Raw genomic sequence first — 24,107 nt, 5'->3', positions numbered from 1 at the left:
CCCTAAAGGCCGCCTTTCTTGTTTAGATAGCCGGATCCGCCGGCGTATTTGGATTGGTTAACCGCTCCTGATTCGGATACGGATAGAAGTTCCTGTTTCGTTCCTCAGTACTCTCCGGCGGCCCGGGACGATTGAAACGGCGGCTGTCTTCCCACTTCTGGCCAGTTAAGTATAGCTCCGCCGAGCGCTGCTTGTATACTTCCAGCAGCAACGCGTCCTGCGTAACCGGGCCACTGTAGGCAGGTAAAGCGGCATTTACGCCAAACAGGTCGCCGGCAGTCTGGGTGCGTACTTCGTTGATCAGTGCCAGTGCCTCATCCAGCGAGCCATTGCTACGAAGTATGGCTTCCGCTTTTATCAGCTTCATCTCATCGGGCAGGTACACCGGTATGCTGGAGGTCTGCGTTGCAAAGAAGCCTTTTAACGTACGTACCGAATCTCCATTCACAACGGCACTTGGATCCTGCATATAAAAATCCTCGCGGTCATCCCCTTCCTCAAACAGCTCGGCTGGTAAACCAAAATTATTCCGCGGCCTGAAGTAGCCTAGCCCGATATTCGCGTCCGTAGCATTAAAAACAGGATTGATGCTCTGGGTGCTGTACACAAAGGTGGAGCTTTTAGTTAAATCGACAAGGTTGGCATTTGATATGGCCGCCTCATAATTACCTGCATACAGGTTATACCTTGCATTGAATGCATACAGTGTATTTTTCAGATCGAAGGCCGGACCTGTGACCAGCGAAATAAACTCCGGTGAAATTGGGGTAGCGTCCAACAGCGCAATGCCCTCATTAAGGTGCGCAATAGCCGCTGCCAGCACTTCAGCTCTTGGTTTAAAGGTTACCTTTTCTGTTATACTTGTCTCTGTGTTTGCCTGCTCATAGGCCAGCGCTAAATTGCCTAAGGCTATGGCCTTAAACAAGTGCGCCTGCGCCAGAATTCCGCTCAGCGTACCGCCTGTCAAAGTCGGAATATTCGGAGCGTTGTCCAGTAGCTGCTCGCTCATGAGCATGGTGCGCTGCATCCGTGACCACAACGAAAGTATGTTACCGTTAAAAGTTGGCAAAGCAGTGCCGCCGGCTTCCAGCTCCAGCACATTAGTAAAAGTGGCTACGCCTTTCAGCTCGCGGCCGGTTACGCCAGGGTATAAGTAAGCAGCCTCTATACCAGCTGTTGAGTAAAATTGCCTTACCCCGACGCTCAGGGCTATTATACCTTCCCGGGTAGTAAGCACCTGCTGGTCGCTTGCAGCATTCGGGTTCGGTAAATCAAGCTCGCATCCGCTGGTAAGCAGCAGGCAACCCGACAGAACACCGATCTTTAAGTATGAACTTATATTTCTCATGTAATTTTCTGTTTGAAGTAAAGAAGATTAGAAGTTGACGGTAACACCCAGTGCATAGGTTCTTGGTATCGGTACCTCCACAAAGTCGAAGCCGCGAACAGCATTGGTCTGACCTGCTGCATTTACCTCCGGATCGTAACCACTGTAATCGTCAATAGAGAAAAGATTGCGTGCTGCCAGCGTCAGGCGCATGCTGTTGTTTCCTAAAAAGGCAGGCTTTAGATCGTAGGCAGCCGATATTTCCCTTAGCTTGATATAAGAACCATCTTCTATGTAGTTCTCAAAGATACTGAACAGAGCCGCTGATGTTCCTTTTGGCACTTCGCCCCGCAGTTCCGGCTCATAGCCTGCCAAACCACCATACAAATCACGCTCTCCCACACGGCGGGTAAAGTTGAACACGTCAAAGCCATAGGCAGCATCAAACTGCAAACGGAAAGAGAAATTACTCCCTACCGTTAATTCGTTCACCCAGGAGCCTGTCCAGTCCGGGTTCGGGTCGCCGATCACTTTAGGCACCGTGGCGCCTGTTGGCTGCCCTGTTTCCGGGTTACGGCTGGCCCGCTCCGGCTGCGGCAGCCCGGCTGGTGTTAACAAGAGCGAGCCATCGGGGTTGCGGGCAAAGTAGGTACTATAAAACGCGCCTATCGGATAGCCATTCACAGCGGCTACCTGTCCGAATCCGCCCGGAAATGTCACCACACCTCCCGGTATATTATCCAGCTTGTTTTTATTCCTGGAGTAGATGAGCGTTGATGTCCACTTGAAATTCTCATTCTGAACCGGGGCACCATTCAGCATCAGCTCAAATCCTTTATTGGTCATGGTGCCCACGTTGGCGTACTGGTTCACAAAACCGGAGGAAGGCGTCAGGTTGATGAACAACAGCAGATCTTCCACGTCCTTTTTGTAAAAGGAGAACTCCAGGCCTAGTCTGCCATTCAGGAAACTCATATCAGCACCAACTTCTGTTTCCACCTGTCTCTCCGGCTTGATGCCTTCGTTTCCTAACTGAGTCGAAGAAACGACACCTGGTAAACCAGGCAAGGACACCGGATTGTAGTTGGTATAACGCCCGTAGGCAGGAATCGCTGTTAAGTTACCCGCCTGCCCGTAGGATGCGCGTAGTTTTAAGATCGGTACGATACTGCTCAGGTTTTGCCAGAAACTTTCATTGGAGATCAGGTAGCTACCGCTCACTTTCGGGTAAAACTGCCACCTGTTCTCTGCTCCAAAAACAGACGATACATCGTAGCGCCCGGCACCAGTCAGGAACAGGCGATCGCCTAAACCAAAGGTCTGCTGCGCAAAGAAGCCCAGGATGTTGATATCACTTCTGCTTTCGCCTGCGATAATGTTTGCGCCGGCATTAACAGTGGTTGCTATCGGCCCGAGCTGCGTGGCCGAAATAGCGGTACCATAGTTCTTCTCGACCTGCGCTGTTGCCCCGATACCCGTTGTAGATTCCACCCAGTCGGCCAGCATAGTTTTATAAGAAGCATTGAGGTCGTTGTTCAGCCGGTACGAAGTCAGGTCGGCGCGGCGGGAGTAGCCGCCGTTGTACGAAGGCGTGGTGTTGCCTACCGGAATAAACCCGGTGGCAATTTGAGTAGCATTATCATACCCTAAAGTATAATTCACGTTCAGGTTGTTGATCGGCGTCAGCATCACCTGCAAGTCACCAATAAAGCGGTTGGTGCGCTGACGGAAGTCGAAGCGGTTGATCGCCTCCAGCGGATTTGTTCTTCGCAGTATGGCTGTTGGGGCGGTTGACGGATACACACCAGTTACAGGGTCCGGTTCCGGGTTGATGAAGTTGTTGCTGAAAATAAAACCGGTTAACGCGCCGTATGCCTCCACCAAGCCACCATTCGGAATTTCCTCGCTTGTACTCAGCACATAGTTGGCTCCTAACGACACAGAAAGCCAGTCGTTAAACGTCTGGTCAATACGCAGGCGCGCACCTCCCCTGTCGAATTTTGTTTTATCGACAATGCCCTGGTTGCTTAAGAAATTACCACTTAAAAAATACTGCGTGTTGGCACTGCCACCCGATACGGACACGTTATTCTCGGTACCATAACCAGTGCGGAATATCATATCCTGGTAGTCGTAGCGCTGCACCGGTTCCTGTGTCAGGTCTGTACGGTCAGTATTTATAAAACGGAAAGGATAATCGTTATAGTCCAGCGTTTCGCGAATTTTGCTTACCCGGAATTGAGTGGAGGCCGACACTTTCGGCTTGCCTTCCTTACCGCGCTTGGTAAATATCTGCACCACCCCATTGCTCGCCCGCGATCCGTAAATAGCTGCCGCAGCCGCTCCTTTTATGATCTCAATGCGATCAATATCGTTCGGGTTGATATCCACTAAACGGTTCTGAGCATAGCCGCCCAGGTCAATCAGTTCCGGCGAGCTGTTGTTGATGATCACACCATCTACAATGTATAACGGGTCACCTGAGCCTACTACCGTGCTGGTACCGCGCAAACGCACACTGATACCACCAGCGGGGTTACCCGAGTTCTGGGTGATCTGGGCACCCGGTACTTTACCGGCCAACGCCTGGTCTACCGAGGTAGCCACGCTGTTTTGCAGAGCAGCGGCCGAAACGGTAGAAACGGCATTGCCCAATTGCTTTTTGCTGGTCGCAACGGACGTTCCGGTTACGATCACCTCTTCCAGACCTACGATATCTTCTGCTAATTGCACGCTCAAGTCTACTGTTTCGGAAGTTCCTAAAACCACAGAACGTGTTTCGGGTTTAAACCCCAGAAAGGAGAAGGTCAGCTGGTAGGTTCCGGCAGGCAGGCTCGCTGCCAGGTTATACGTGCCGTTTGCATCGGTTGCCGTGGCAATGTTGTTGTTCTGAAACCTTACCACCACGCCCGGCAAGGCCCCTTTGGTACGGGCGTCGGTTACAGTTCCTGTAATGGTGTAGCGCGTAGCCTGCCCGAATGCCAGCTGGCTCATCAGGCAAAGCATGAATGCCCACATGAAGGTCACCTTCAATTTGGGCCATCCAGATGAGTAGATTCTTCTCATAGATTATTGATTTAGCACTGTTTATTTGAAAGGTTAATTTTATTCAGGTAAGCTGATCTTCCCCATGTGCACGGAAGGCAAGCGGACCTGGTGCGGTCCAAAATCGATCCTGTTCCCAACCAGCGTTTCATTAGCCAGGGTGGCAAAAAGTACTGCCTCCTTCGCATCCGGCGCAATGCCCAGCTCGGCAGTATCTCTGATTTTAATACCCGGCAGTAACTCTCTGATATTGCGTATCAGCAAGGGATTGTGCATGCCTCCTCCACTCACAAATATTTCAAATATTTCCCCCTGAAGGCTGCTCTTCAATGCTTCGCAAATTCCGACTGCAGAAAAGCAGTTCAGCGTAGCCATCGTGTCTTCCGGAGAAAGATGAGTTAGCCCGGCCTTTTCCTGTGCCTGCATCAGGTACTGCAGGTTAAACAATTCAGGCCCGGTTGTTTTAGGGAAGTCGTAGGAGAAGAAAGGATGATCCAACAGCGCTGCTAACAGCTCTGGATTAAAGGTGCCGCCAAGCGCAATTTCTGAATTGGCGTCGTAGAATTTACCCTCAAACCGGGATTGTACATAAGCATCCATCAGGGTGTTGCCAGGCCCCACATCCGTCGAAAAGATTTTTGTGGTGTCCAGGCTCCCAGGCAGGTAAGTAAAATTAGCGATGCCGCCAATGTTGAGCATGATCCTGTTCTGCCCCTTTTCTGAGAAGAGAAGATAATCTCCATAAACTGCCAGAGGTGCTCCTTCGCCCCCTGCTGCGATATGCTTCTGCCTGAAATCACTTAAGGTAATAATACCTGTTTTAACAGCTATGTGATCCCCGTCTCCTATTTGCAGGGTAGCATTTGGGCTGTTGCGCTGCTGGTGCAGAGAGGCCGGAGCATGATAGATGGTTTGTCCATGACTTGCTATTACATCCACCTCCTCCGGATTCACACCCCACTCCTGCAAACAGGCTAGTATAAGATCCGCATGGTAGGTCCCGATGTAAGCATTCAGGATACAAACTTTTTCCAGGTCTGCCTGTCTCCTGGAAAAGACCTGCTTCACCTCTTCTTTGAAAGCAGGTGGATAAGGCATGGTTGCAAATTTCTGTACCTTTACCTCTGTTGCTGTACCATGCCCTGTAAACTGGCACAGCGCTATGTCAAGCCCATCGAGCGATGTACCGGACATTAGGCCTATGATATTCCTGGTTTCTTTGTTGATGATCTGGTATAGGCGCTCGAAGTTCTTGTTCATGCTGAAAGGCACTTTGTATTAGTGTTAGAAAATTAGTGAGTCATTATCCTAATACCAACTGATAATTATATAAAAATATATCAATCCGAATAAGCTTACGCGCCTTTTGAATGAGAAGGTGAAGGTAAGACTGATTATTTTTCACCGTCCTTCTTCCAGGCAAATGTCTGAAGACAACATGAGGGGGCTTATCAATAAAAACTGCCAGCTTCAACAAGCTGGCAGTAGGGGCTAACCAGGAAAGACTACGTAGGTAGAGCCCATTGCAGCGACCACTATCAATTTATTTTATACTTGTGAAAGCTGCTTCAAGTAACGTGTTACGTGAAGTAGCATCGAGCTTATTTGGTGTACCTGGCTGAAAAGAAGTGCAACTGTATTCAGCCGCTTTATTCTGCTAGGTAACCTATCACAGTGCCCTTGATAGGAGGAAGGATTTAGGCCAGCTCGTTTGTCAGGCAGTAGCGGATCAGGTCGGTGTTGGAAGCAAACTTCATTTTCTCAAAGATGCGGTTACGGTATGTATTCACGGTGCTCAGCGTGAGGCTCAGGTTATCGGCTATACTTTTCAGCGACTCTCCTTCTGCGATCTTGCACAGGATCTGAAACTCCCGGTCCGAAAGTATCTCGTGTGCCATATCGGGTTTGCCGTTATTTACCACTGATTCGGCAAGGAGTTCTGCCAGCGAAGCCGAGATATACTTGCCGCCGCTTTGTATCTTATATATAGCTGTCACCAGTTCATCCGCAGCACTTTCCTTGGAAAGATAACCGGCTGCCCCTGCCTTCAACGACCGAAGCGCATAGGTCTTTTCGGGGTACATGCTCAGTATGAGTACAGGTATGTTCGGGTGCATACGCCTGATGTCCAGAAGCACATCCAGCCCACTTTTAACGGGCATATTAATATCCAGCACAACAAAATTAGTCTGGCTTTTTTTCAGTTTATGCAGCACCTCAGCTCCATTCACAGCTTCGGCTACTACTTTGATTTCAGGTTCATCTTTCAGTACTTTTTTCAGCCCTTCTCTGATCAGTACATAATCATCTGCAATCAATAGATTAATCATCGTTCAGGTGTATTTTTAAATCATTTACAAGATGGCCAGTTTCATGGAAAGGCACTTTTAGTTTTACCAAAGTGCCCTTCTTTGGCTTTGAGTCGATGGAAAGCGTAGCACCAATCCGTTCTGCTCTTTCGTGCATGCCGAGCAGGCCAAAGCTTTTTAACTTCGGTGAGCCTGTGGCAGGTATTCCTTTACCGTTGTCTGAGACCATGAACTGGTAATGACCGTCAGATCTGGAAACGGTGATAACTGCCCTGGATGCCTCCGCATGCCGGGCAATGTTGGTCATGGACTCCTGTATGATGCGGAAAACCTCGATAGACACCTCCTGCCCCAGGTCCACGTAATCCAGGTCAGAATGCACTTCAACGGAAATGGAAGTACGCTTCTGCAGGTCCTGTGCCTGCGACTCTATCTCGGATAGCAACCCGAAGTTATCGAGCAGCGCCGGCCGCAGGGTGGCTACAATTTTACGCACTGATGCAATGGAGCCGTTGATGGTACTCATCATGGACTGCAACTCTCCGTGCAGCACCTGCTGCTCTACCGTACCGGCACCCAGCTTTTTGAGCAACAACGATACATCGATCTTCAGCGCTGTAAACGATTGCCCCAGTTCGTCGTGCAGTTCCCGGGCAATATACTTCCGCTCCTCCTCCCGCATTACCTGCAGGTGCTTGGTAAGTGCCTTTAGCTGCTTATGCGATGCAAAAAGGGAAGCTTCAGCTTTCTTGTTCTCTGCAATCTGTTCCTGCAACAGCTTGTTTGATTTTTGCAGGGCAGAAGTTCGGATTGCTACACGTTCCTCCAGTTGAGAATTATACTTGCCCAACTCTTCGTTCGCCGCTTTAAGATCCTGGTTGGCTATGGCCAGCTTTTCGGCTATTAGTTTGGCTTTATGCTCACTCTCTTCCAGTGCCTTGCGAGCCTGTACCTGTTCTGAGACATCTGTTACCAAAGTATAAAACCCCTGCACACTTCCATTTTTAACATCCGGCACATAGCTGGTCTGGATATACTTTGTAAAATTATCCCGGTAAGGCATACAGGCTTCAAAATCAACCGCAGTACCGGTAAAGGCGTGCTCTATATATCCTTTCACGTTCTGATAAGAAGCTTCGCCTATCACATCGCGTACCCTCCGGCCGATAAGCTCTTCTGACTTCACTGGAAACCACCGTTCATAGGCCTTGTTTGTAAAGCGGTATTTCTCTTCTTTGTCGAGGTAACCAATAAGTACGGGTAGCGCATCTGTTACCAGCCTGAGCTGTTGTTCACTTGCTTCTGCTGCTTTGCGTGCCTCTACCTGCTCTGTTATTTCCAGCGCAAAAACCACAATGCCATCCACCTGCTCCTGCTCATTAAAACGGGCTTGCAGAATGTACCGGAAGTATCTGTTTTCCAGCACGCCATCTTCCGGGTGGGCAAATGGTATCAGCAGCTCTGCTTCCTCGTGGGTCTCTCCTGTTTCATATACTTCCCGAAACGCTGTATAAACCGGGTTATGCTCTATTTCGGGCAGGGCCTCCAGGATAGGTTTCCCGAGCAGTTCGCGCCCCGGAAAAAGTTTTTCATACACCGGATTTACCAGTTCATACACCAGTTCGGGTCCGTCAAGTATGCAGATGGCCGCCGGGGCCTGCATAAATAAATTTCTCAGGCGTTTGCTTTGCCGGTCGGCTTCGGCTTCGGCTAACTGCAGTTCTCTTGTTCGCTGCCTTACCCGCTCCTCTAACTCCTGATTCAAGTATCGCAGTGCTTCCGAATTCTTCTCTACTTTCCGGCGCGTCTCTACGTAGTCGGTAACATCAAGGGCAAATACTAACACACCGCTTACCTTCCCGTGCGCATCGTAAATTGCCTGGTTGATAAAATCCCAGTAAATATCCTCCTCCGGCTGATCCTGGTAGCGGGCAACCGGAACCAGGACTTCTTTTCCTTCAAAGGTCTCCCCAGTCTCAAACACCTTCCGGATGGCAGCGCCTGCTGGGTTATACTTTAATTCCGGGAGCGCTTCAAACAACGGCAGGCCGAGCAGCCGGCGCCCGGGAAACAGCTGCCTGTACGTATCATTTATCTCTTTGAAAACCAGTTCCGGTCCCTCTAAAATGGCCATGGCAGCCGGCGCCTGATCAAACAGGCGCTTCAGGCGCAACTGTTGCTGTTCAGCCTGTGCCATGGCCGTCTGCTCCCTTCCCTGACTTTCCTTTAACTGGTGTTTGGCTTGTACTTCTTCTGTAATATTGTTTGTTTCGTGCAGGATACAGAGTACTTCCCCCTGCTCACCGAGAATCGGAATACTGGTGGTGCTCCAGTAGCGTTCGATAAATTTACCTGGACTGGCAGGATCTGGTATATCGTACTGCTGCAGGTGCATTTTCTGAGTCGTGCGGGTTGCAAGTGCCAGTTCAATGGAAGTTCTTGCGTTTGTGGTTGCCTGGGCTTCCGGAGCAGCGGGGTTATCCGGAAAAACATCAAACAGACTCCTTCCGATAATATCTTCCCTTACCGTAAATGTCTCCCTGAGCAAAGCGTCTGATATACCTTGTATGATAAGTTGCGGTGAGAGCAGCAAGGTTAAACCTGATTGGGCATCAAATACGCTGGAAAATAACAAAGCCTGGGTACTGGTTTTTTCCGGTAAAGCAATGCATGAGGTATCAGACATAATTTAGATTTTAGGTTAAACAAACTGCTTCTGTGCACATGCCGGACAAGGGCATATTGCATTATGGCATCTGAAAACGCTGTCGCTTTAAAGCCGAAACCCTATAGCAAAAGTATACCTGTGAAAGTATCAGCCGCCTAACATGCAAACAGGCGAAGGCACAGGCAAAGATTTAAAACCAACACAATTTACAGACAATCCATTCCAATTGCTCTCAGCGATGCACTGCAGGCAGACAATACAATGCCTGTCACAGGGCTTGCTCCTACTTCAAAAAGACTCAAAAGAGAGGCGGTATATTTTACAAAACTGCCAGGCAACAGTTTGCAGCTACAACCTGATTGTGCTGCATGAACAGGCCTTCGTTTATGCCCTCAACTTTCTTACCAGTTGACAGGTCGTACTGTCGTAGCCTACTAAAAGCATTTGCAATTCAGGAGTTTAACGCAACCAGTTGTTACAGTACAGGTGCAGGCTGCAGGCCACAGGAAACCTATGGTGAAAAGTAGTTGAAATGGTGCCTGGCAGGCTACCAGGTGGAACTTCACCCTTACCTACCTGGCTTAACCTTCTTCTGCTCTTGTCGCAGAAAATACGACAATAAAATAGCGGGTTTCTTTACACCACTTTAGTAACAACACGGCCTCTTAGCCGTTATTTGCACGTATCTTTGTAAAAGCACTGTTACTCCCAAAACTGCTAAACTGATAAAGTATCTGAATAGCAGTTTATACTTACTTTTTGTCAGGATAAATCCTATCGATCAGCCTGCACCAGTGCTTCATTATCCTGAACCATACAAAGATTAACGTTATAGCAAATACCCAAACTCCACCTGCCAACCCATTCATTTACATGGAGAGAGAATTCGAAAATGAATTTGGCAAGACTTTCAGTAAAGTCAGCTATTTGCACGACTTCTGCACAGTTGTAGTAGAATGGCACGGTTATACTACAAACCAACAGATTGAGCAGGTAACCAACTGGATCGAAGAGCAGGCCCGCTTCATGCCCTGCACCTCCATTATGAACGATTGCAGCAAAATTATTTCTGTCTGGGCAGATTCCCTCCAATGGTTTTCCCGTAACTGGATGCCAAAGATGCAGGGAATTGGTGTCACTAATTTTATACATGTGGCAAAGCCAAATACCTTTGGCGATAAAATTGGAAAAAGCCTACGCTCCATCCTCGATAGCCAGGTACGATTCCATACCTTCGGCAACAAAAAGGAAGCAATGGAATGGCTCGAAAACTATAATACTACCTCCTGCTGATCCCGCTTTTTCTCTGCTGTTATTTATTTGAAAACCAATGGGTATACTTGGCCAAAACAGGATTATACCAGGTTTTTACAAGCAAATCATAGCATAATAGTGAGAGTGGCTGAAATAAAGAGTAAATTACATGCTGATAATGCACAGAAATAAAAGGCTTGGTAACAAAAGGATAAACTTCTCCTGGTAATAGCTGGTTTTACACCTGCATTACCTGCAAGCCAGGCAGGCACTTTCGCCTGATACCCATCCCAAGAAAACGCTCTGAAAAGCTGCTTCAAGTAATGATGGTATGATAGTAAAAAGGAAGCGTTTGCTGACAACTAGTATAGATCGCTTCTACCAATATTAACCTATTACTTTACCTATGGAAAACAACACAGCACTGATTAACATCACCATCGAGAAGAATTACGATTCAGAGTTTTGCGGAAGTATACCGCTTCACCTGGTAAACCTGATACAACCCTACGGTATTTTGCTGGTGCTGGATAAAGTGGAACTGCGCATTGTACAGGCCAGCGAAAATGCAGAGCAGTTTCTCTCCACCCCGGTTGATCAACTGCTGGAGCAGCCGCTTTCGCAATTCCTCCCAGCCGGGCAATACGACGACATGCTGGCCAAGATCAACAGTCAGAACAACCAGGAAAAGATACCCTTTACACTTAACTTCTCGGTATCCGGAAAAGAAACAGCCTTTACAGCGCTGGTACATCCCGGTCCGGACTACGTGTTGGTAGAGATGGAAGAAAGCAAGAGCACTCCGCAGGAGTCTTTCATCACCCTTTACCAGCACATAAAGTATGTTACGTCGCTCCTGAAGCAGTCAGCAGAAACCCGGGAAGTGTCACAACTTGCAGCCGAAGAGCTAAAGAAATTTACCGGATTCGACCGCATACTGGTTTACCAGTTCGATCCGCACTGGAACGGTATCGTGATCGCCCAGGCGAAAGAGGACGATATGGATGATTACATGGACCTGCGCTTTCCGGCATCGGATGTACCCAAGCAGGCACGCGATCTGTACTTCAAAAATCCGTACCGCATGATCCCGACAAAGGATTATGTGCCGGCTCGCCTTATCCCTATCGTAAACCCGCTTACCCAGCGCTTCACCGATCTTTCGGATTGCAACCTGCGTAGTGTAGCAACCGTGCACCTGGAGTACCTGGCAAACCTGAACATTACGGCTTCAATGTCGTTGCCCCTGATCATCGATAACCAGCTCTGGGGCCTGATCTCCTGCCACCACAAAACGGCCAAGCTCCCAAGCTATGAGATGCGCTCGGCTATGGAATTACTCTCCGGTATTTTATCGGCGCAGGTGGCTGCAAAAGAAAAAGAAAAGAACATGATGCTTCGGGTAAAAATGCGAGGCCTGCATGCAGAACTGCTGGAGCAACTGTATACCACCCCGAACTTTGCTGAAGGCTTGCTGGAAGGCGCCACTACGGTACAGAGCCTGTTATCGCTATCGGGAGCAGCAGTGATCTTCGAAGGCAATACCTGGACCAGCGGAACTACTCCTTCCAGGCAGGAGTTAAAAGAACTGGTATCCTGGCTGCGTCGCAATAAAGCGCAAAAACTATACGCTACCGATACGCTGCCACTTGAATACCCGCACAGCAAAGAGTATAAAGACGTAGCAAGCGGCCTGATAGCGCTGCCAATCAATGCCGAGCAGGGAGAGTACATTCTGGGTTTCAGGCCGGAAGTGGTGCAGACGGTGAACTGGGGCGGAAACCCGAATAATGCCATCCAGATGGAGCCGGACGGAAAGACGTATCACCCCCGCAACTCCTTTGCTACTTACAAAGAAACCGTAAAGTATACTTCGCTTCCGTGGCAGGAAGAAGAGAAAGATGCCGCTGAAACACTGCGTAACGCTGTGCTGGAAAAGATCATCAAAGAACGATTTTAAAGTATAACTGCCATACGATAGCTGCCAGAAACACCCGGATAAGATATGGAAAAAGAACAAAGCAGAATGGATTCCAAGACCACTAACAAAGAGGCACTCATGAAACCTGCAGATCATTACCTGATCGGTATAGGCGCTTCTGCGGGCGGGCTTGAAGCAATCCATAAGCTCTTTGACCATTTTCCAAGCAATTCCAGCTTTTCTTTTGTGATCATTCAGCACCTGTCGCCGGACCATAAAAGCCTGATGGCAGAGCTCTTGTCCAAACACACGAGCATGCAGGTGCAGGAGGCCGAGGACAATATGTTCACCAGGCCTAACTGTGTGTACGTACTGCCCAGCGGCAAACAGCTTACCATGGAACACGGGCGGCTGCGCCTGGCAGATAAGACCCGGAGCCGCGAACCGAACTTTGCCATCGACCTGTTCTTCGAATCGATGGCGAAAAGCCGTGGCAAGTATGCCATAGGTGTTGTGTTATCCGGCACCGGCACCGATGGCACCAAAGGTACAAAGGCAATTAAATCTGCCGGAGGCATGGTAGTGGTACAGGATCCTGATTCGGCCAAATTCGACGGCATGCCCCGCAGCGCCATCGATGCCGGCTATTACGATTTCGTGCTTCCTCCGGAGCAGATGCCTGAGGAGATAAAAGAATACACCCGTAAAATTCCACTGGTGAAAACATTGATTGAACAGAGCGAACAGAGCGAGGATGATCTTGTATTGCAGGAGATCCTGGACCTGATCTGCACCCATACACAAACGGACTTTACAGATTACAAGCAGGCTACCATAAACCGCAGGATCCGGAAACGGATGGATCACCTGAAGGTCCAGGATTTGAAGGATTACCTGAACTTCCTGCATGAAAACCCTGCCGAGATCAAGAAACTTTGCCAGGAGTTCTTTATCAACGTAACCCGCTTCTTCCGCGATCCGGAAGCGTTCGAGTTGCTGGAACAGGAAGTGATACCGCAGATCATTGACGAGAAGGCCGAGAACGAAGCAGTGAAAGTATGGGTGGCTGCCTGCAGCACCGGCGAGGAAGTATACTCGCTGGCTATACTTTTCCAGGAAGCCTACGAAAAGCTGGGGCGTGAACCCCAGGTAAAACTATTCGCCACCGATATTGATCAGGAGGCTATCACGCAGGCATCTAAAGGAAGTTACCCTTTCTCCATTGCCCAGGATGTGTCTGCCGAAAGGCTGGCGCGCCGTTTCTATTTGAAAGGCGACCGTTACATTGTGAACGAAGACACCCGCAAGCTGGTGGTGTTTGCCCAGCACGATCTTCAGAAAGATCCGCCTTACAGCCGGATCGACCTGATCACGTGCCGCAACATGCTCATTTACCTGAACCCTGCTCTTCAGAATAAGGTGCTTGCCTTGTTTCCATACGCCCTGAACCTGGGTGGGTACCTGCTCCTGGGCCCGAGTGAAAACATAGGTGAAATGCAGTCCTTCTTTTCGGAAGAGAACCGCAAATGGAAGCTCTACCGGAAAATAAAGGAGAGCAGCAGCATTCAGAAAACCTATGGTATAAAAGATTATTCCAGCAGCTCCAATTACCTGAGCCAATCCACGCAGTACAAAAATACTACGCTGGGGCGCTACAACGATTCCTTTATGGATGCCGTTGCCGAAGACTTTAAGGTGATAGGGCTCTATGTAGACGAGAATTACCAGCTGTTGCACGGCATTGGCGATATCAACCGATTTCTCAAGTTTCCGGACAAGCGCCTGCACTTCAACCTGATCAAAATGGTGCCCGAAGAGCTGGCTGTAACCCTGAGTGTGGGCATACGCAAGGCACTGAAGCAGGACCGCAAAGTAGTGGCCCGGCAGGTAAAGGTAAGGTTAGGTAAAAAGGAACAGCTGGTGCACGTTTCCATCCGCCCGATAACCATGGAAAAAGGGCAGCCAAAGGTAATCCTGGTGCTGCTGCAGGAAATGGGCGAAGTCACTCCGTTGCCGAAAGTTTCGGACCTTACGTTTGTTTCGGATTCTGATTACTACCAACAGCTTACGGCTCTGGAAACGGAGCTGAAAGAAGCCCGCGAGAGCCTGCACCTGACCGTACAGGACCTGAGCACCTCCAACGAAGAGCTGCAGTCGAGCAACGAAGAACTCATGTCGTCTAACGAAGAACTGCAAAGCTCCAATGAGGAAATGCAGTCACTCAATGAGGAACTTCACACAGTAAATTCCGAGCACCAGCTGAAGATAAAAGAGCTGCAGGAACTCAACGAGGACCTGGACAACTACATCCGAAGCTCCAACATCGGCCAGTTGTTCGTAGACCACCACCTGACGATCCGAAAATTCACGCCTTCCATCGAAGGGCTTATAAACATCATCGACAGCGATGTGGGCAGGCCGATACACCACCTGTCGCATAACATGAAGTACTCCCGCCTGATGGAAGACATCCAGCAGGTGAACAACACCTCGTCTGAGATAGAACAGGAAATCGAGACAACTTCCGGTAAGTATTACCTTATGCGCATCATACCTTACCTGAAACACGACGGCAACAAGGATGGCGTGGTGATCAGTTTTGTAGATGTAACTACCCTTAAAACGCTCAGCAACGTGGTGCAGGGGGTGTTGAACAGCTCGCTGAACAGCATCATGGCGTTTAGCAGTGTTTTGAACGAGAAGCAGGAAATAACGGATTTCTCCTGGAGCCTGCTGAATAAAAAGACAGAAGAAATGCTGGGAGCATCACACGCTGAGCTCCTGAACTCCAGTGTGCTGTCAAAAATGCCGTTCCTGAGAAAGACCGGTTTGTTCCGCAAGTATGTAAAAGTAGCCGAAACCGGGCAGCCGTTGCACATCGAGCAGCAACTCGAAATAAACGGGCAGAGATCCTGGTTCGAGATCGCAGCAGTTAAAATGGGCAATGGTGTAACCGTGACCATGGCTGACATCACCGAAAAGAAAAGCAGCGAAGAGAAGGTGCTGATGGCTTACGAAGAAATCAAGTTAGCCGAAGAAAACCTGATCAAACTGAATAACGAACTGGAGAAACGGGTAGCGGAACGCACCAATGCACTGGCAGCGAGCGAAGAGCGTTTCCGACTGGTTTCCATGGCCACCAACGACGTGATCTGGGACTGGAACCTGGTAAGCAACGAATTATGGTGGAGCGATAGCCTCGGTACCATGTTTGGGTATGATGAAAGCCAGATGGGCCAGGGCGTAAAAGGCTGGTTCGACAAAATTCACCCGGATGATCGCGAAGAGGTTGTAAAAGGAATCAACAAGGCCATCAACATGGGCAAAGACCAATGGTCGGGCGAGTATCGGCTGGAGAAAGCAGACGGCACTTATTCCTATGTATCGAACCGTGCCTACATCATGCACAACGAGTACCAGATTCCTTACCGCGTGCTGGGCTCCTTCATCGACCTAACAGACCTGAAAGCAACCCAGGAGAAGCTCCAACTCACAAACGAGCACCTGCTGCGTGTGATCGAGGACCTGGATACCTTTGTTTATACTGCATCGCATGACCTGAAATCGCCGATCAGCAATATCGAAGGTCTGATGCTGCTGCTGGAAGAGCAGATAGAAGCAGCCGACCCACTGCCGGGAGAACCAACCAAGCCTTTGTTCGACATGATCAAAGATTCTATCTGGCGCTTTAAAAACGTGATCAAAGACCTGACCGATATAGCCAAAGTACAGCGTGACGTGGACGGCAAAGCTGAATCGGTGGACATGAAGGCTGTTTTAGAAGATGTGAAAGCCAATCTGCAGGAGCTGCTTACCGAGTCGAACGCACAGGTGGAGGTAAACTTTACGGAGGATACCTGCATCAGTTTTTCTAAAAAGAACCTGTACAGCATTTTGTACAACCTGTTGAGCAACGCCATCAAATACCAGGCTCCGGACCGAACACCTGTGGTAAAGATCCAAACCGAACAGAAAGACGGGTACGTGGTGCTGTCGGTTGCTGACAACGGACTTGGTATCAGCGAGGATAATCAGACCAAGCTGTTTACACTGTTCAAACGTTTCCACTCGCATGTGGACGGCACAGGTATGGGGCTGTATATTGTAAAGCGCATCATGGATAATGCAGGCGGCAAAATCAAAGTAAAGAGTAAGCTGGGAGAAGGCACTACCTTTAAGTTATACTTTAAAAAAGAAGAAGCGTAACAGACACGCGCCTGGGCAGAAGCAAAGCTTTAGTGAAGTTGAGAATTCATACTATTGAAAGAACAAATGTTTATAGCACTTAGTGTATTTGAAATTGCCAACGACATGGCAAAAGAGGTAAAAGAAGCTTTTATTGCAAGGCCCCACCAGGTAGACACCGCCATTGGCTTTTTAGGTATGAAGGTATTCTCGCCGCAGGAGAATGTAAATGAGTTTTGGGTGATGACCTCCTGGACAGATGAAGACAGCTACAAAGTATGGTATAAAGACCACATGAAAGAGGCGCACCAGGGCATTCCGAAAGGCTTAAAACTGGTACCCGGCAGCCTGAAAGTACGCTTCTTCGACCAGGTAAGTCAGTAGCCGGCTGCTGCTGTCATTGCCCTTTAAGTTGCTGCGATTTATCGTTACAATGCCCTTCTCCTCTCCTTTTGTGGTGTTCGCCACAAAACTATTTTAGCTGGTAAGGTGTAAAAAATGGAGCATGTGGAAGAACAGTATGCCTGGTGCATGCTTCTTCTACCGCAGGCTTGGCCCACAGGAGCATTGAAATCGTAACGATGATCGGAAAATCAACTTACCAGGCAGCACAGAAAGTAGCCAAAACAGTAGAACAGCATTTCGCAGATTATTATGCCGCTGCACGCGAGCGCGGCGAGCAGAAACTAGCACCTGTACCTTCCGCCCAGGTTATCGAGACCATCATCGACACTGCTTTCTGGGCAAGTCTCCGGCACGAAGAAGGCCAGTCTCCAAAAATTTCGCTGGTTTTTCTGCCGCCTGAGATGGCAGGTTTGCCCCTGCTGTTTAAGCAGCGCCTGCCCTTCAAACCCGATGTACTTGCCAAACTATCGCCCGGAGTGGAGCGCCCCGGCATTCACCTTGGGGTTTGGTATGAGGATGATGAGCTGTATATCTGGGGAACCACGCGCGATATCAAGTACTTCTGCTTTGTAGTGGATGTTTCTGAGCCCGGTTTGCTGGTGGTAAAGCACCGGCGCAAAAAGGGCATGGGCAAATTTGCCAATGTGGTGGTGCTCAAAGGCGATCAGGTAAAGGTAGTAGATGAAGAAAGCGCCAGCCTGCCAGACTGCCCGGAAGTACTTACTTCGCTTTTGGGCTTCTCCTCCCCTTCTTCCTGGACCAGCTCGGTAAATGTGCTTGTACAACTGGCTGTATCCATGCGTGCGCACGGGCACGGCGGTTCGCTGCTGGTAGTGCCGGCCGATACAGACGAATGGCAGGAATCCATCATCCAACCGATTACCTACGCTGTACAACCGCATTTTTCAGGTCTGTCGGACCTGATGCAGCAGAGCAAAGAGGAACAACAGCAATCGCTCTGGCAAAGGGAAAACCAACGGGTAATCGACAACATAGCAGGGCTTACGGCAGTGGATGGCGCCACCGTGATCAGCGACAAGTATGAGTTGCTTGCTTTCGGCGCTAAAATAGGGCGCCGCAGAGGCCACACACCCGTAGAACAGATAATCATGACCGAACCGGTCGTGAACGAAGGAGCCGTAATCGTTCATCCATCCCAAAGCGGCGGCACCCGGCACCTTTCGGCAGCACAGTTTGTACACGACCAGCGCAACACCCTCGCCCTGATAGCGTCGCAGGATGGCCGTTTCACGATCTTTACCTGGTCGCCGTGCGAAGGGATGGTGCACGCCCACCGCATTGATGCGCTGTTGCTGTAACGTAGCCGGCTTTATACTTAGTTGCCGCTGTGCTTATCCAGGTCTTTGCCCAGGTCTTTTACCTGCTTCATAAAGTTCTCTATCGCTTCGTCGGAGTATAATCCATAGGCATCGGAGATGGTCCCTTTTAAGCCGGTACTGGTTTCCAGCACATAGAGTATGGCCATATCGCCGGGGTAAGACTCTCCTTCAAAACGGTAAAAATTCACGATCTGTACCTGCTGTGGCGTAAAAGATTCTTTCCCATCCATGGTGCTGAGCCTTCCTTCTTCCGTTATCGTAAAATCTGTGGCAATACCTTCCTTCCGCAGCTGGGCGAGCACCTGAACCAGGGGTGTCATGTTAACTTTATCCTCCATAGTATCTTTAGCTTTCGTTTACTAACTATACGCACCAACGGCAGAACCTTTGGGTAAAGCTGAAAATAAAAGCACAAGTGTAACCCGGGCAAACCAGCAAGTATGGTAAGTGGCCCTGAAGCTATACTTTTGTATAGCCATTTGCTTCAGTTTATACTTCCCCTACATAACCGGATGTCCCTCTGTGCAGGTACAAGGAGTTGCTTATGCCGTATTTCAGAAAGTATAAAACAGAAAAAAGCCGCTCCAGCTGTTGCTGGAGCGGCTTTTAAGCTTATCAGGATGTTCTCTTAGAAACCGCTTACGTTCAGGCGACCACCTGAAACGCACTTGCCAGACAGAGAAGCAGTAGGAACTGCGCTGCTCATGATGGCATTCTTAATAGCTGCTGCTGTAGAACCTGGGTGCGAAGCTGCATACAGGGCTACACCACCGGTTACGTGAGGCGTTGCCATAGACGTACCGTTGTAAGAAGAATACGTGTTGAACGCTGTAGTAGAGTTGATAGCTGAACCTGGTGCTCCGATATCTACAGTAGTGGCACCGTAGTTAGAGAACGAAGATTTAGCACCTGTGTTAGTGATAGCTGCTACCGCGATCACGTTTGGCAGGTCCATGTTAGATGGATAGCTGGCTGTAACGTCGTTGTTGTCACCAACACCGTCGCTGCCACCGTTGCCGGCTGCTGCTACGAACAAAATTTCGTTGCTGTTGGCACGGTTAACGGCATCATACAATGCCTGAGAGAAGCCACCGCCACCCCATGAGTTGTTGCTGGCTACGATGTTCATACCATGTCGCTTTTTCAGGTCAGTCAGGTAGTCAACTGCTTTTACAGCATTGGCAGTAGTACCACCTCTGCGGCCCAGGAACTTGCAAGAGATCATGGTCACGTTCCAGTTAACGCCTACCACGCCTTTGCCGTCGTTTACGGCACCAATAGTACCAGCTACGTGCGTACCGTGGTCATCCGTACCACCGCTTGATCCGCCGTCATAAACCTGGCTGTTATTGCCATCAAAATCCCAGCCATGGGTATCATCTACGTAACCGTTGCCGTCGTTGTCTACGCCGTCAGCCGGGTCGTAAGGGTTTGTCCATACGTTAGCGGCCAGATCAGGGTGTGTATACTGTACACCTTCGTCAATGATACCTATTACTACTGACTTGGATCCGGTGTTACCACCTGCCCAGGCTTCGCCAGCCTGGCTGCCATACTGGTTGGCAGGAGTTGTAGCATCGCCATACAAGCCCCACAGCGAACCGTTGGTGTAGTAAGGATCTGAAGAGGTTGCATTATGCGTGTAGATGTAGTTAGGCTCTGCAAACTCTATTTCTGCGGCTCCTTTCAGCTTGCTTAACGCTTCAAGCGCTGCCATTGGCGTATGTACCAATGTAAGACCTTCTTTGTCACCAAAGCGCTCCATTGCTTTTGTAAGGATTCTCTCCTTTACATTTCCTCCAATGCGCTCCAGGACTGCGGCTCTTGCTTCTGCTGATACACCTGCTTTGAATTTCACAAGCACCTCGTTGGCTACGAAGTTCTGCTTTCCGGCAGCAGCCTCAGACGTCTGAGAAGTTGCGAATTCATTGTTCTCCATTAACGTTTCCTTCTCGCAGCTTGTAAGTACAGCGGCAGACAGCATGGCCATAATTACAGCAGACTTGCCTGCTGTTAAGTAATTTTTAATCATGATAGTTAACTTGTTTTTAGGTGAGAATAAAATGTTGTATGTCAAATATTAGAAATAACAACCTTGATTTAAAGGAAAAACCTCACCAAAAAGTAACAAGCTTCGTCAGACGTATTTACAGGACAAAATTGAATTTTAAGACTAAAAGACAAGATACAACGCACTTCAACAAGGCCATTTTAATGCAAAAAGTAACATTCCACTTTTCATATATTCATTTTATTTTACCGCATGCTATACAGTTTTTCTGAGCTATTTCAGGGCATGCAGCCGGCCTCACAATTATTGGCTAAACACCAAAGTCACGACACTGCAGCTGTGTCACAACTTTGGTGTTTAGCCAATAGAACATCCCCTTTCTACACCTTGACAGTAAGTATAAAAACTCCAGAAGTGTGTGGCACCCGATACAGCACTTAGGTTAAAAAACATTTGGTACAGTTGCAGCCTAACCATACTTTCTGGCAGCAAACAGAAGCCAGCACTACGCACCACAGAAGTATGGAGAAAAGCACAGCGAAACCTTTACCTAAGCTCCGCCAACACAACCATGCCATTTTGAAAGAAGTATACAGGAAGGCTAAACCAGCCAGGTATGCTTTACCTGGCCAACCAACCACCAACTTAAAAACCATGGAGAAAGACAAAGAAAAATACCTGGAAGCCCTGCGGCAAAACGATGGCAAACTCGACGAAAGAGCCTTAGGAGAAAGCCTGGGCTTTAGTAAGGAGTATACCGATAAAATAATAGAGGAATTGATGGCCGATGAGAAAATAGAATATCAGACCGAAGGCGCGTGCAGTTACAGGGTTGTTGAGTAGTCTCTGCCCGGCAAGCATTATAGTATAAGTATACCTGAAGGCAGCATCGCTCCATGTTATACAAAGTATAATGCCGCACGCCTGATCACCTAGAACCCGAATCGCTGATTATTCTTTTCCTACACACAAACACCTCTATGATAGAAGACCTCTGGTACAAAAATGCAGTTATCTACAGCCTCGACCTTGAAACATTCATGGATGTGAACGGAGATGGCGTAGGCGACTTTGAAGGGCTTTGCCGCCGCCTGGACTATCTCAACTCTCTGGGGGTAGATACCGTCTGGCTTGCTCCCTTCCAGCCCAGCCCGAACAAAGACAACGGCTACGACATCAGCGATTACTATGGTGTAGACCGCCGGCATGGCTCCAGCGGCGATTTTGTGGAGTTCATGCACCAGGCTAAAAAACGCGGCATCAAAGTGATCATGGACCTCGTGGTGAACCACACTTCGGACCAGCACCCCTGGTTCCAGGAAGCGCGAAATGGCAAAGGCTCCCGGTATTACGACTGGTATGTCTGGTCTGAAGAAAAACCTTCCAACTGGGACGAAGGCATGGTATTCCCGGGAGTACAGAAAGCTACCTGGACGTACGATAAGAAAGCAGGCGCCTACTTTTTTCACCGCTTCTTTGAGCACCAACCCGACCTGAACATGGACAATCCCGAAGTACGGGCAGAGGTTTACAAGATCATGGGGTTCTGGCTGGAGCTGGGGGTAGCTGGTTTCCGGGTAGATGCCGTTCCTTTTATACTTGAAAGCACCGTTCCGGGCAAAGACCAGCACAAGCTGAAGTTTGAGTACCTGCGTGAGATGCGCCGTTTCCTGCAATGGCGGCAGGGCGATGCCGTGCTGCTGGGCGAGGCCAATGTGCTGCCGGAAGAGACCCAGCCATACTTTGGCGAAGAAGGTGACGGCATTCACTTGATGTTTAACTTCTATGTGAACCAGCATGTTTTTTATACCCTGGCTACCGCTGATACCGAACCCTTGGTTAAAGCCCTGGAAGCAACCAAAGGGTTGTTCCCGACGGCACAATGGGCACAATTCCTGCGCAACCACGACGAGTTGGACCTGGGGCGGCTTACTGAAGAGCAGCGGCAAAAAGTATTCGCACGCTTCGGACCCGAAAAACACATGCAACTCTACGACCGGGGCATACGACGGCGCCTCTCGCCTATGCTGGGAAGCCGGCAGCAAACTGAGCTGGCTTATAGCCTTATGTTCTCACTGCCTGGCACGCCGGTAATCCGGTACGGTGATGAGATTGGGATGGGCGATGACCTGACGCTCGAGGAGCGGGATGCCGTACGAACACCCATGCAGTGGTCCGATGATACGCAGGCGGGCTTTTCAACAGCAAAAAAATTAGTTCACCCCATCATCAGTGAAGGTCCTTACTCCTACACACACGTTAACACAGAAGAGCAGCGCCGCAATCCGGAATCGCTGCTCAACTGGATGACGAGCCTCATACGCCTGCGAAAGGAGTGTCCTGAAATTGGCTGGGGCGATTGGCAAATCCTGCAGACCGACACGCCACAGGTATTGGCCATGCACTATCACTGGAAAGGTAACTCCCTTATTGTACTCCACAACTTCGACGTGCAGCCCCATGAAGTAGTCCTGAACCTAAAGCAGAAGCAGGAAGAAAAGCTGATTGACCTGATGGCAAACTACAAGAGCGCCGTTGACGAGAAAGGCCGCCACTACATAACCATGGAGGCTTACGGTTACCGCTGGTTCCGTACCGGTGACCTGAGCCACCTGCTGCACAGAGGAAAGAAAGGTAACAGCAAACAATGAGCAGTAAACAGAGAACAATAACCTGGGTTTGTTAAAAGAGAAATGAATTACCCGGTAATGTAGATATCAAAAGCAAGAGAGCCACTGACCTTCGCAGGCAGTGGCTCTTCTTATTAATATAAGCAGTAGCTTAGTTTACGTTAGTCGGGATCTCGTAGAAACGCAGCTGGAGTACTTTCAGACCGTTGTTGTCGTAGCTCCAGTAGTAATCCTGCAGTCTGTCGTCAAACAGCGGGTAGCGCTCTGTGGTGCCGTCGCTGTCCAGGTCAGCATAGATGTAGAGCAGGTCTTTTGATACGTTTGTGAACGAGGACTTTCCTTTCTCTCTTACAGAAACCAGGTTTTCGGTGCTGCACACGTCTTCCATGGCAATCGGGTCATAAGCGCAGGTTGTCATTACAGAGCTGCCGCCTGGTTTGCCCAGTGCACGGGCCCATACAGAGTAAGAAGTGATGCCGTCGTTGTCAACATCCGGGTTTGGCAGCTGGAACTTGGCACCATCTCCGTCCGTACCGTTTGCGTCCAGTACCTGGTAGGTGTCACCTTCAGCTAAAAGGATTTTGCTGTTGCCATCCAGGTTTACAAAAATTCTGTGGCCGCTGTTGCCGTCCATAGTGGCAGATTTGCCTTTTGGCACACCAATGATGTTTAAGTTGTAGTGTTCGCCGCTTGGAGCACCATTGCCTGTGGCCAAAGCCTCGGCTGAAGATTTTAAGGAAGCAGTTGGAGCTACATCCTGGTCTTCAGAGCAGCTCATGGTAAACAACGCTGGGATGGCCAGCAGGGCGAGCATTGTTACTTTTTTCATTTAGATTATGGTTTTTTAGGTTTAACAATGCTCCTTATACCTGCTGCAAACACCAATGTTTCATTATATATTTATATGTTATTACTTAATTGTACTATTAACATTGTTAAAACATCCATCCTGCTAGTCTTATGATTTCAAAATAATTTTCATGCGATTTGTGTTAAGTACCCTCTACTGAGA

At 49.2% G+C, this 24,107-nt stretch carries 16 protein-coding genes; 8 read left to right on the top strand and 8 right to left on the bottom strand.

The window, feature by feature from the left end; translation table 11 throughout:
- Positions 1-22 precede the first annotated feature (22 nt).
- The 5 genes from MJ611_RS13660 to MJ611_RS13640 form a co-directional block, all read right to left on the bottom strand.
- Positions 23-1,348 (bottom strand): RagB/SusD family nutrient uptake outer membrane protein, encoded by a 1,326-nt coding sequence (locus MJ611_RS13660; RefSeq protein ID WP_250430378.1) that lies wholly within the window; start codon positions 1,346-1,348, stop codon positions 23-25.
- A gap of 27 nt (positions 1,349-1,375) precedes the next feature.
- A complete protein-coding gene (locus tag MJ611_RS13655) occupies positions 1,376-4,393 on the bottom strand; it encodes a SusC/RagA family TonB-linked outer membrane protein (protein WP_250430377.1) in 3,018 nt (1,005 codons plus the stop codon).
- 39 nt (positions 4,394-4,432) lie between these two features.
- The gene (locus MJ611_RS13650) at positions 4,433-5,632 is read right to left on the bottom strand and encodes an anhydro-N-acetylmuramic acid kinase (RefSeq protein ID WP_250430376.1); all 1,200 of its coding nucleotides are present in this window, start codon (positions 5,630-5,632) and stop codon (positions 4,433-4,435) included.
- A gap of 437 nt (positions 5,633-6,069) precedes the next feature.
- A complete protein-coding gene (locus tag MJ611_RS13645; protein ID WP_250430375.1) occupies positions 6,070-6,702 on the bottom strand; it encodes a response regulator in 633 nt (210 codons plus the stop codon).
- A complete protein-coding gene (locus MJ611_RS13640; RefSeq protein WP_250430374.1) occupies positions 6,695-9,367 on the bottom strand; it encodes a PAS domain-containing protein in 2,673 nt (890 codons plus the stop codon). The genes MJ611_RS13645 and MJ611_RS13640 overlap by 8 nt, the downstream gene beginning before the upstream one ends.
- A gap of 142 nt (positions 9,368-9,509) precedes the next feature.
- Here MJ611_RS13640 and MJ611_RS13635 point away from each other — a divergent pair, with 142 nt between their 5' ends.
- From MJ611_RS13635 to MJ611_RS13610, 6 genes are all read left to right on the top strand, one after another.
- Positions 9,510-9,761, top strand: a complete 252-nt coding sequence (locus MJ611_RS13635; protein ID WP_250430373.1) for a hypothetical protein — start codon at positions 9,510-9,512, stop codon at positions 9,759-9,761.
- Between the two features lie 461 nt (positions 9,762-10,222).
- Complete coding sequence (locus MJ611_RS13630; protein ID WP_250430372.1) at positions 10,223-10,642, top strand: hypothetical protein; 420 nt, start codon at positions 10,223-10,225, stop codon at positions 10,640-10,642.
- 367 nt (positions 10,643-11,009) lie between these two features.
- The gene (locus MJ611_RS13625; RefSeq protein WP_250430371.1) at positions 11,010-12,563 is read left to right on the top strand and encodes a GAF domain-containing protein; all 1,554 of its coding nucleotides are present in this window, start codon (positions 11,010-11,012) and stop codon (positions 12,561-12,563) included.
- Between the two features lie 45 nt (positions 12,564-12,608).
- Positions 12,609-16,730, top strand: a complete 4,122-nt coding sequence (locus tag MJ611_RS13620; RefSeq protein WP_250430370.1) for a chemotaxis protein CheB — start codon at positions 12,609-12,611, stop codon at positions 16,728-16,730.
- 66 nt (positions 16,731-16,796) lie between these two features.
- On the top strand, positions 16,797-17,093 hold the full coding sequence (locus MJ611_RS13615; protein ID WP_250430369.1) for an antibiotic biosynthesis monooxygenase family protein: 297 nt from the start codon (positions 16,797-16,799) through the stop codon (positions 17,091-17,093).
- A gap of 197 nt (positions 17,094-17,290) precedes the next feature.
- A complete protein-coding gene (locus MJ611_RS13610; protein ID WP_250430368.1) occupies positions 17,291-18,433 on the top strand; it encodes a putative sensor domain DACNV-containing protein in 1,143 nt (380 codons plus the stop codon).
- Positions 18,434-18,450: 17 nt separating this feature from the next.
- Here MJ611_RS13610 and MJ611_RS13605 read toward each other — a convergent pair whose 3' ends face one another.
- Together MJ611_RS13605 and MJ611_RS13600 are read right to left on the bottom strand one after the other, a co-directional pair.
- Positions 18,451-18,792: a hypothetical protein gene (locus tag MJ611_RS13605; RefSeq protein ID WP_250430367.1), complete on the bottom strand. Its 342-nt coding sequence runs from the start codon at positions 18,790-18,792 to the stop codon at positions 18,451-18,453.
- 290 nt (positions 18,793-19,082) lie between these two features.
- On the bottom strand, positions 19,083-20,486 hold the full coding sequence (locus tag MJ611_RS13600; RefSeq protein ID WP_250430366.1) for a S8 family peptidase: 1,404 nt from the start codon (positions 20,484-20,486) through the stop codon (positions 19,083-19,085).
- Positions 20,487-20,918: 432 nt separating this feature from the next.
- Between MJ611_RS13600 and MJ611_RS13595 the strand changes: the two genes are divergently transcribed.
- Together MJ611_RS13595 and MJ611_RS13590 are read left to right on the top strand one after the other, a co-directional pair.
- Entirely contained in the window at positions 20,919-21,308 is a 390-nt protein-coding gene (locus MJ611_RS13595; RefSeq protein ID WP_250430365.1) for a hypothetical protein, read from the top strand.
- 137 nt (positions 21,309-21,445) lie between these two features.
- Positions 21,446-23,116 carry an alpha-amylase family protein gene (locus MJ611_RS13590; RefSeq protein ID WP_250430364.1) on the top strand — a complete coding sequence of 557 codons (1,671 nt, stop codon included), beginning with the start codon at positions 21,446-21,448 and terminating at the stop codon, positions 23,114-23,116.
- 130 nt (positions 23,117-23,246) lie between these two features.
- Here the strand turns inward: MJ611_RS13590 and MJ611_RS13585 are convergent, their stop codons facing one another.
- Positions 23,247-23,924 carry a hypothetical protein gene (locus tag MJ611_RS13585; protein ID WP_250430363.1) on the bottom strand — a complete coding sequence of 226 codons (678 nt, stop codon included), beginning with the start codon at positions 23,922-23,924 and terminating at the stop codon, positions 23,247-23,249.
- Between the last annotated feature and the right edge of the window lie 183 nt (positions 23,925-24,107).

Source organism: Pontibacter ruber, assembly GCF_023630205.1.
Classification (GTDB): domain Bacteria; phylum Bacteroidota; class Bacteroidia; order Cytophagales; family Hymenobacteraceae; genus Pontibacter; species Pontibacter ruber.
This window is presented reverse-complemented; position numbering and strand designations above follow the sequence as displayed.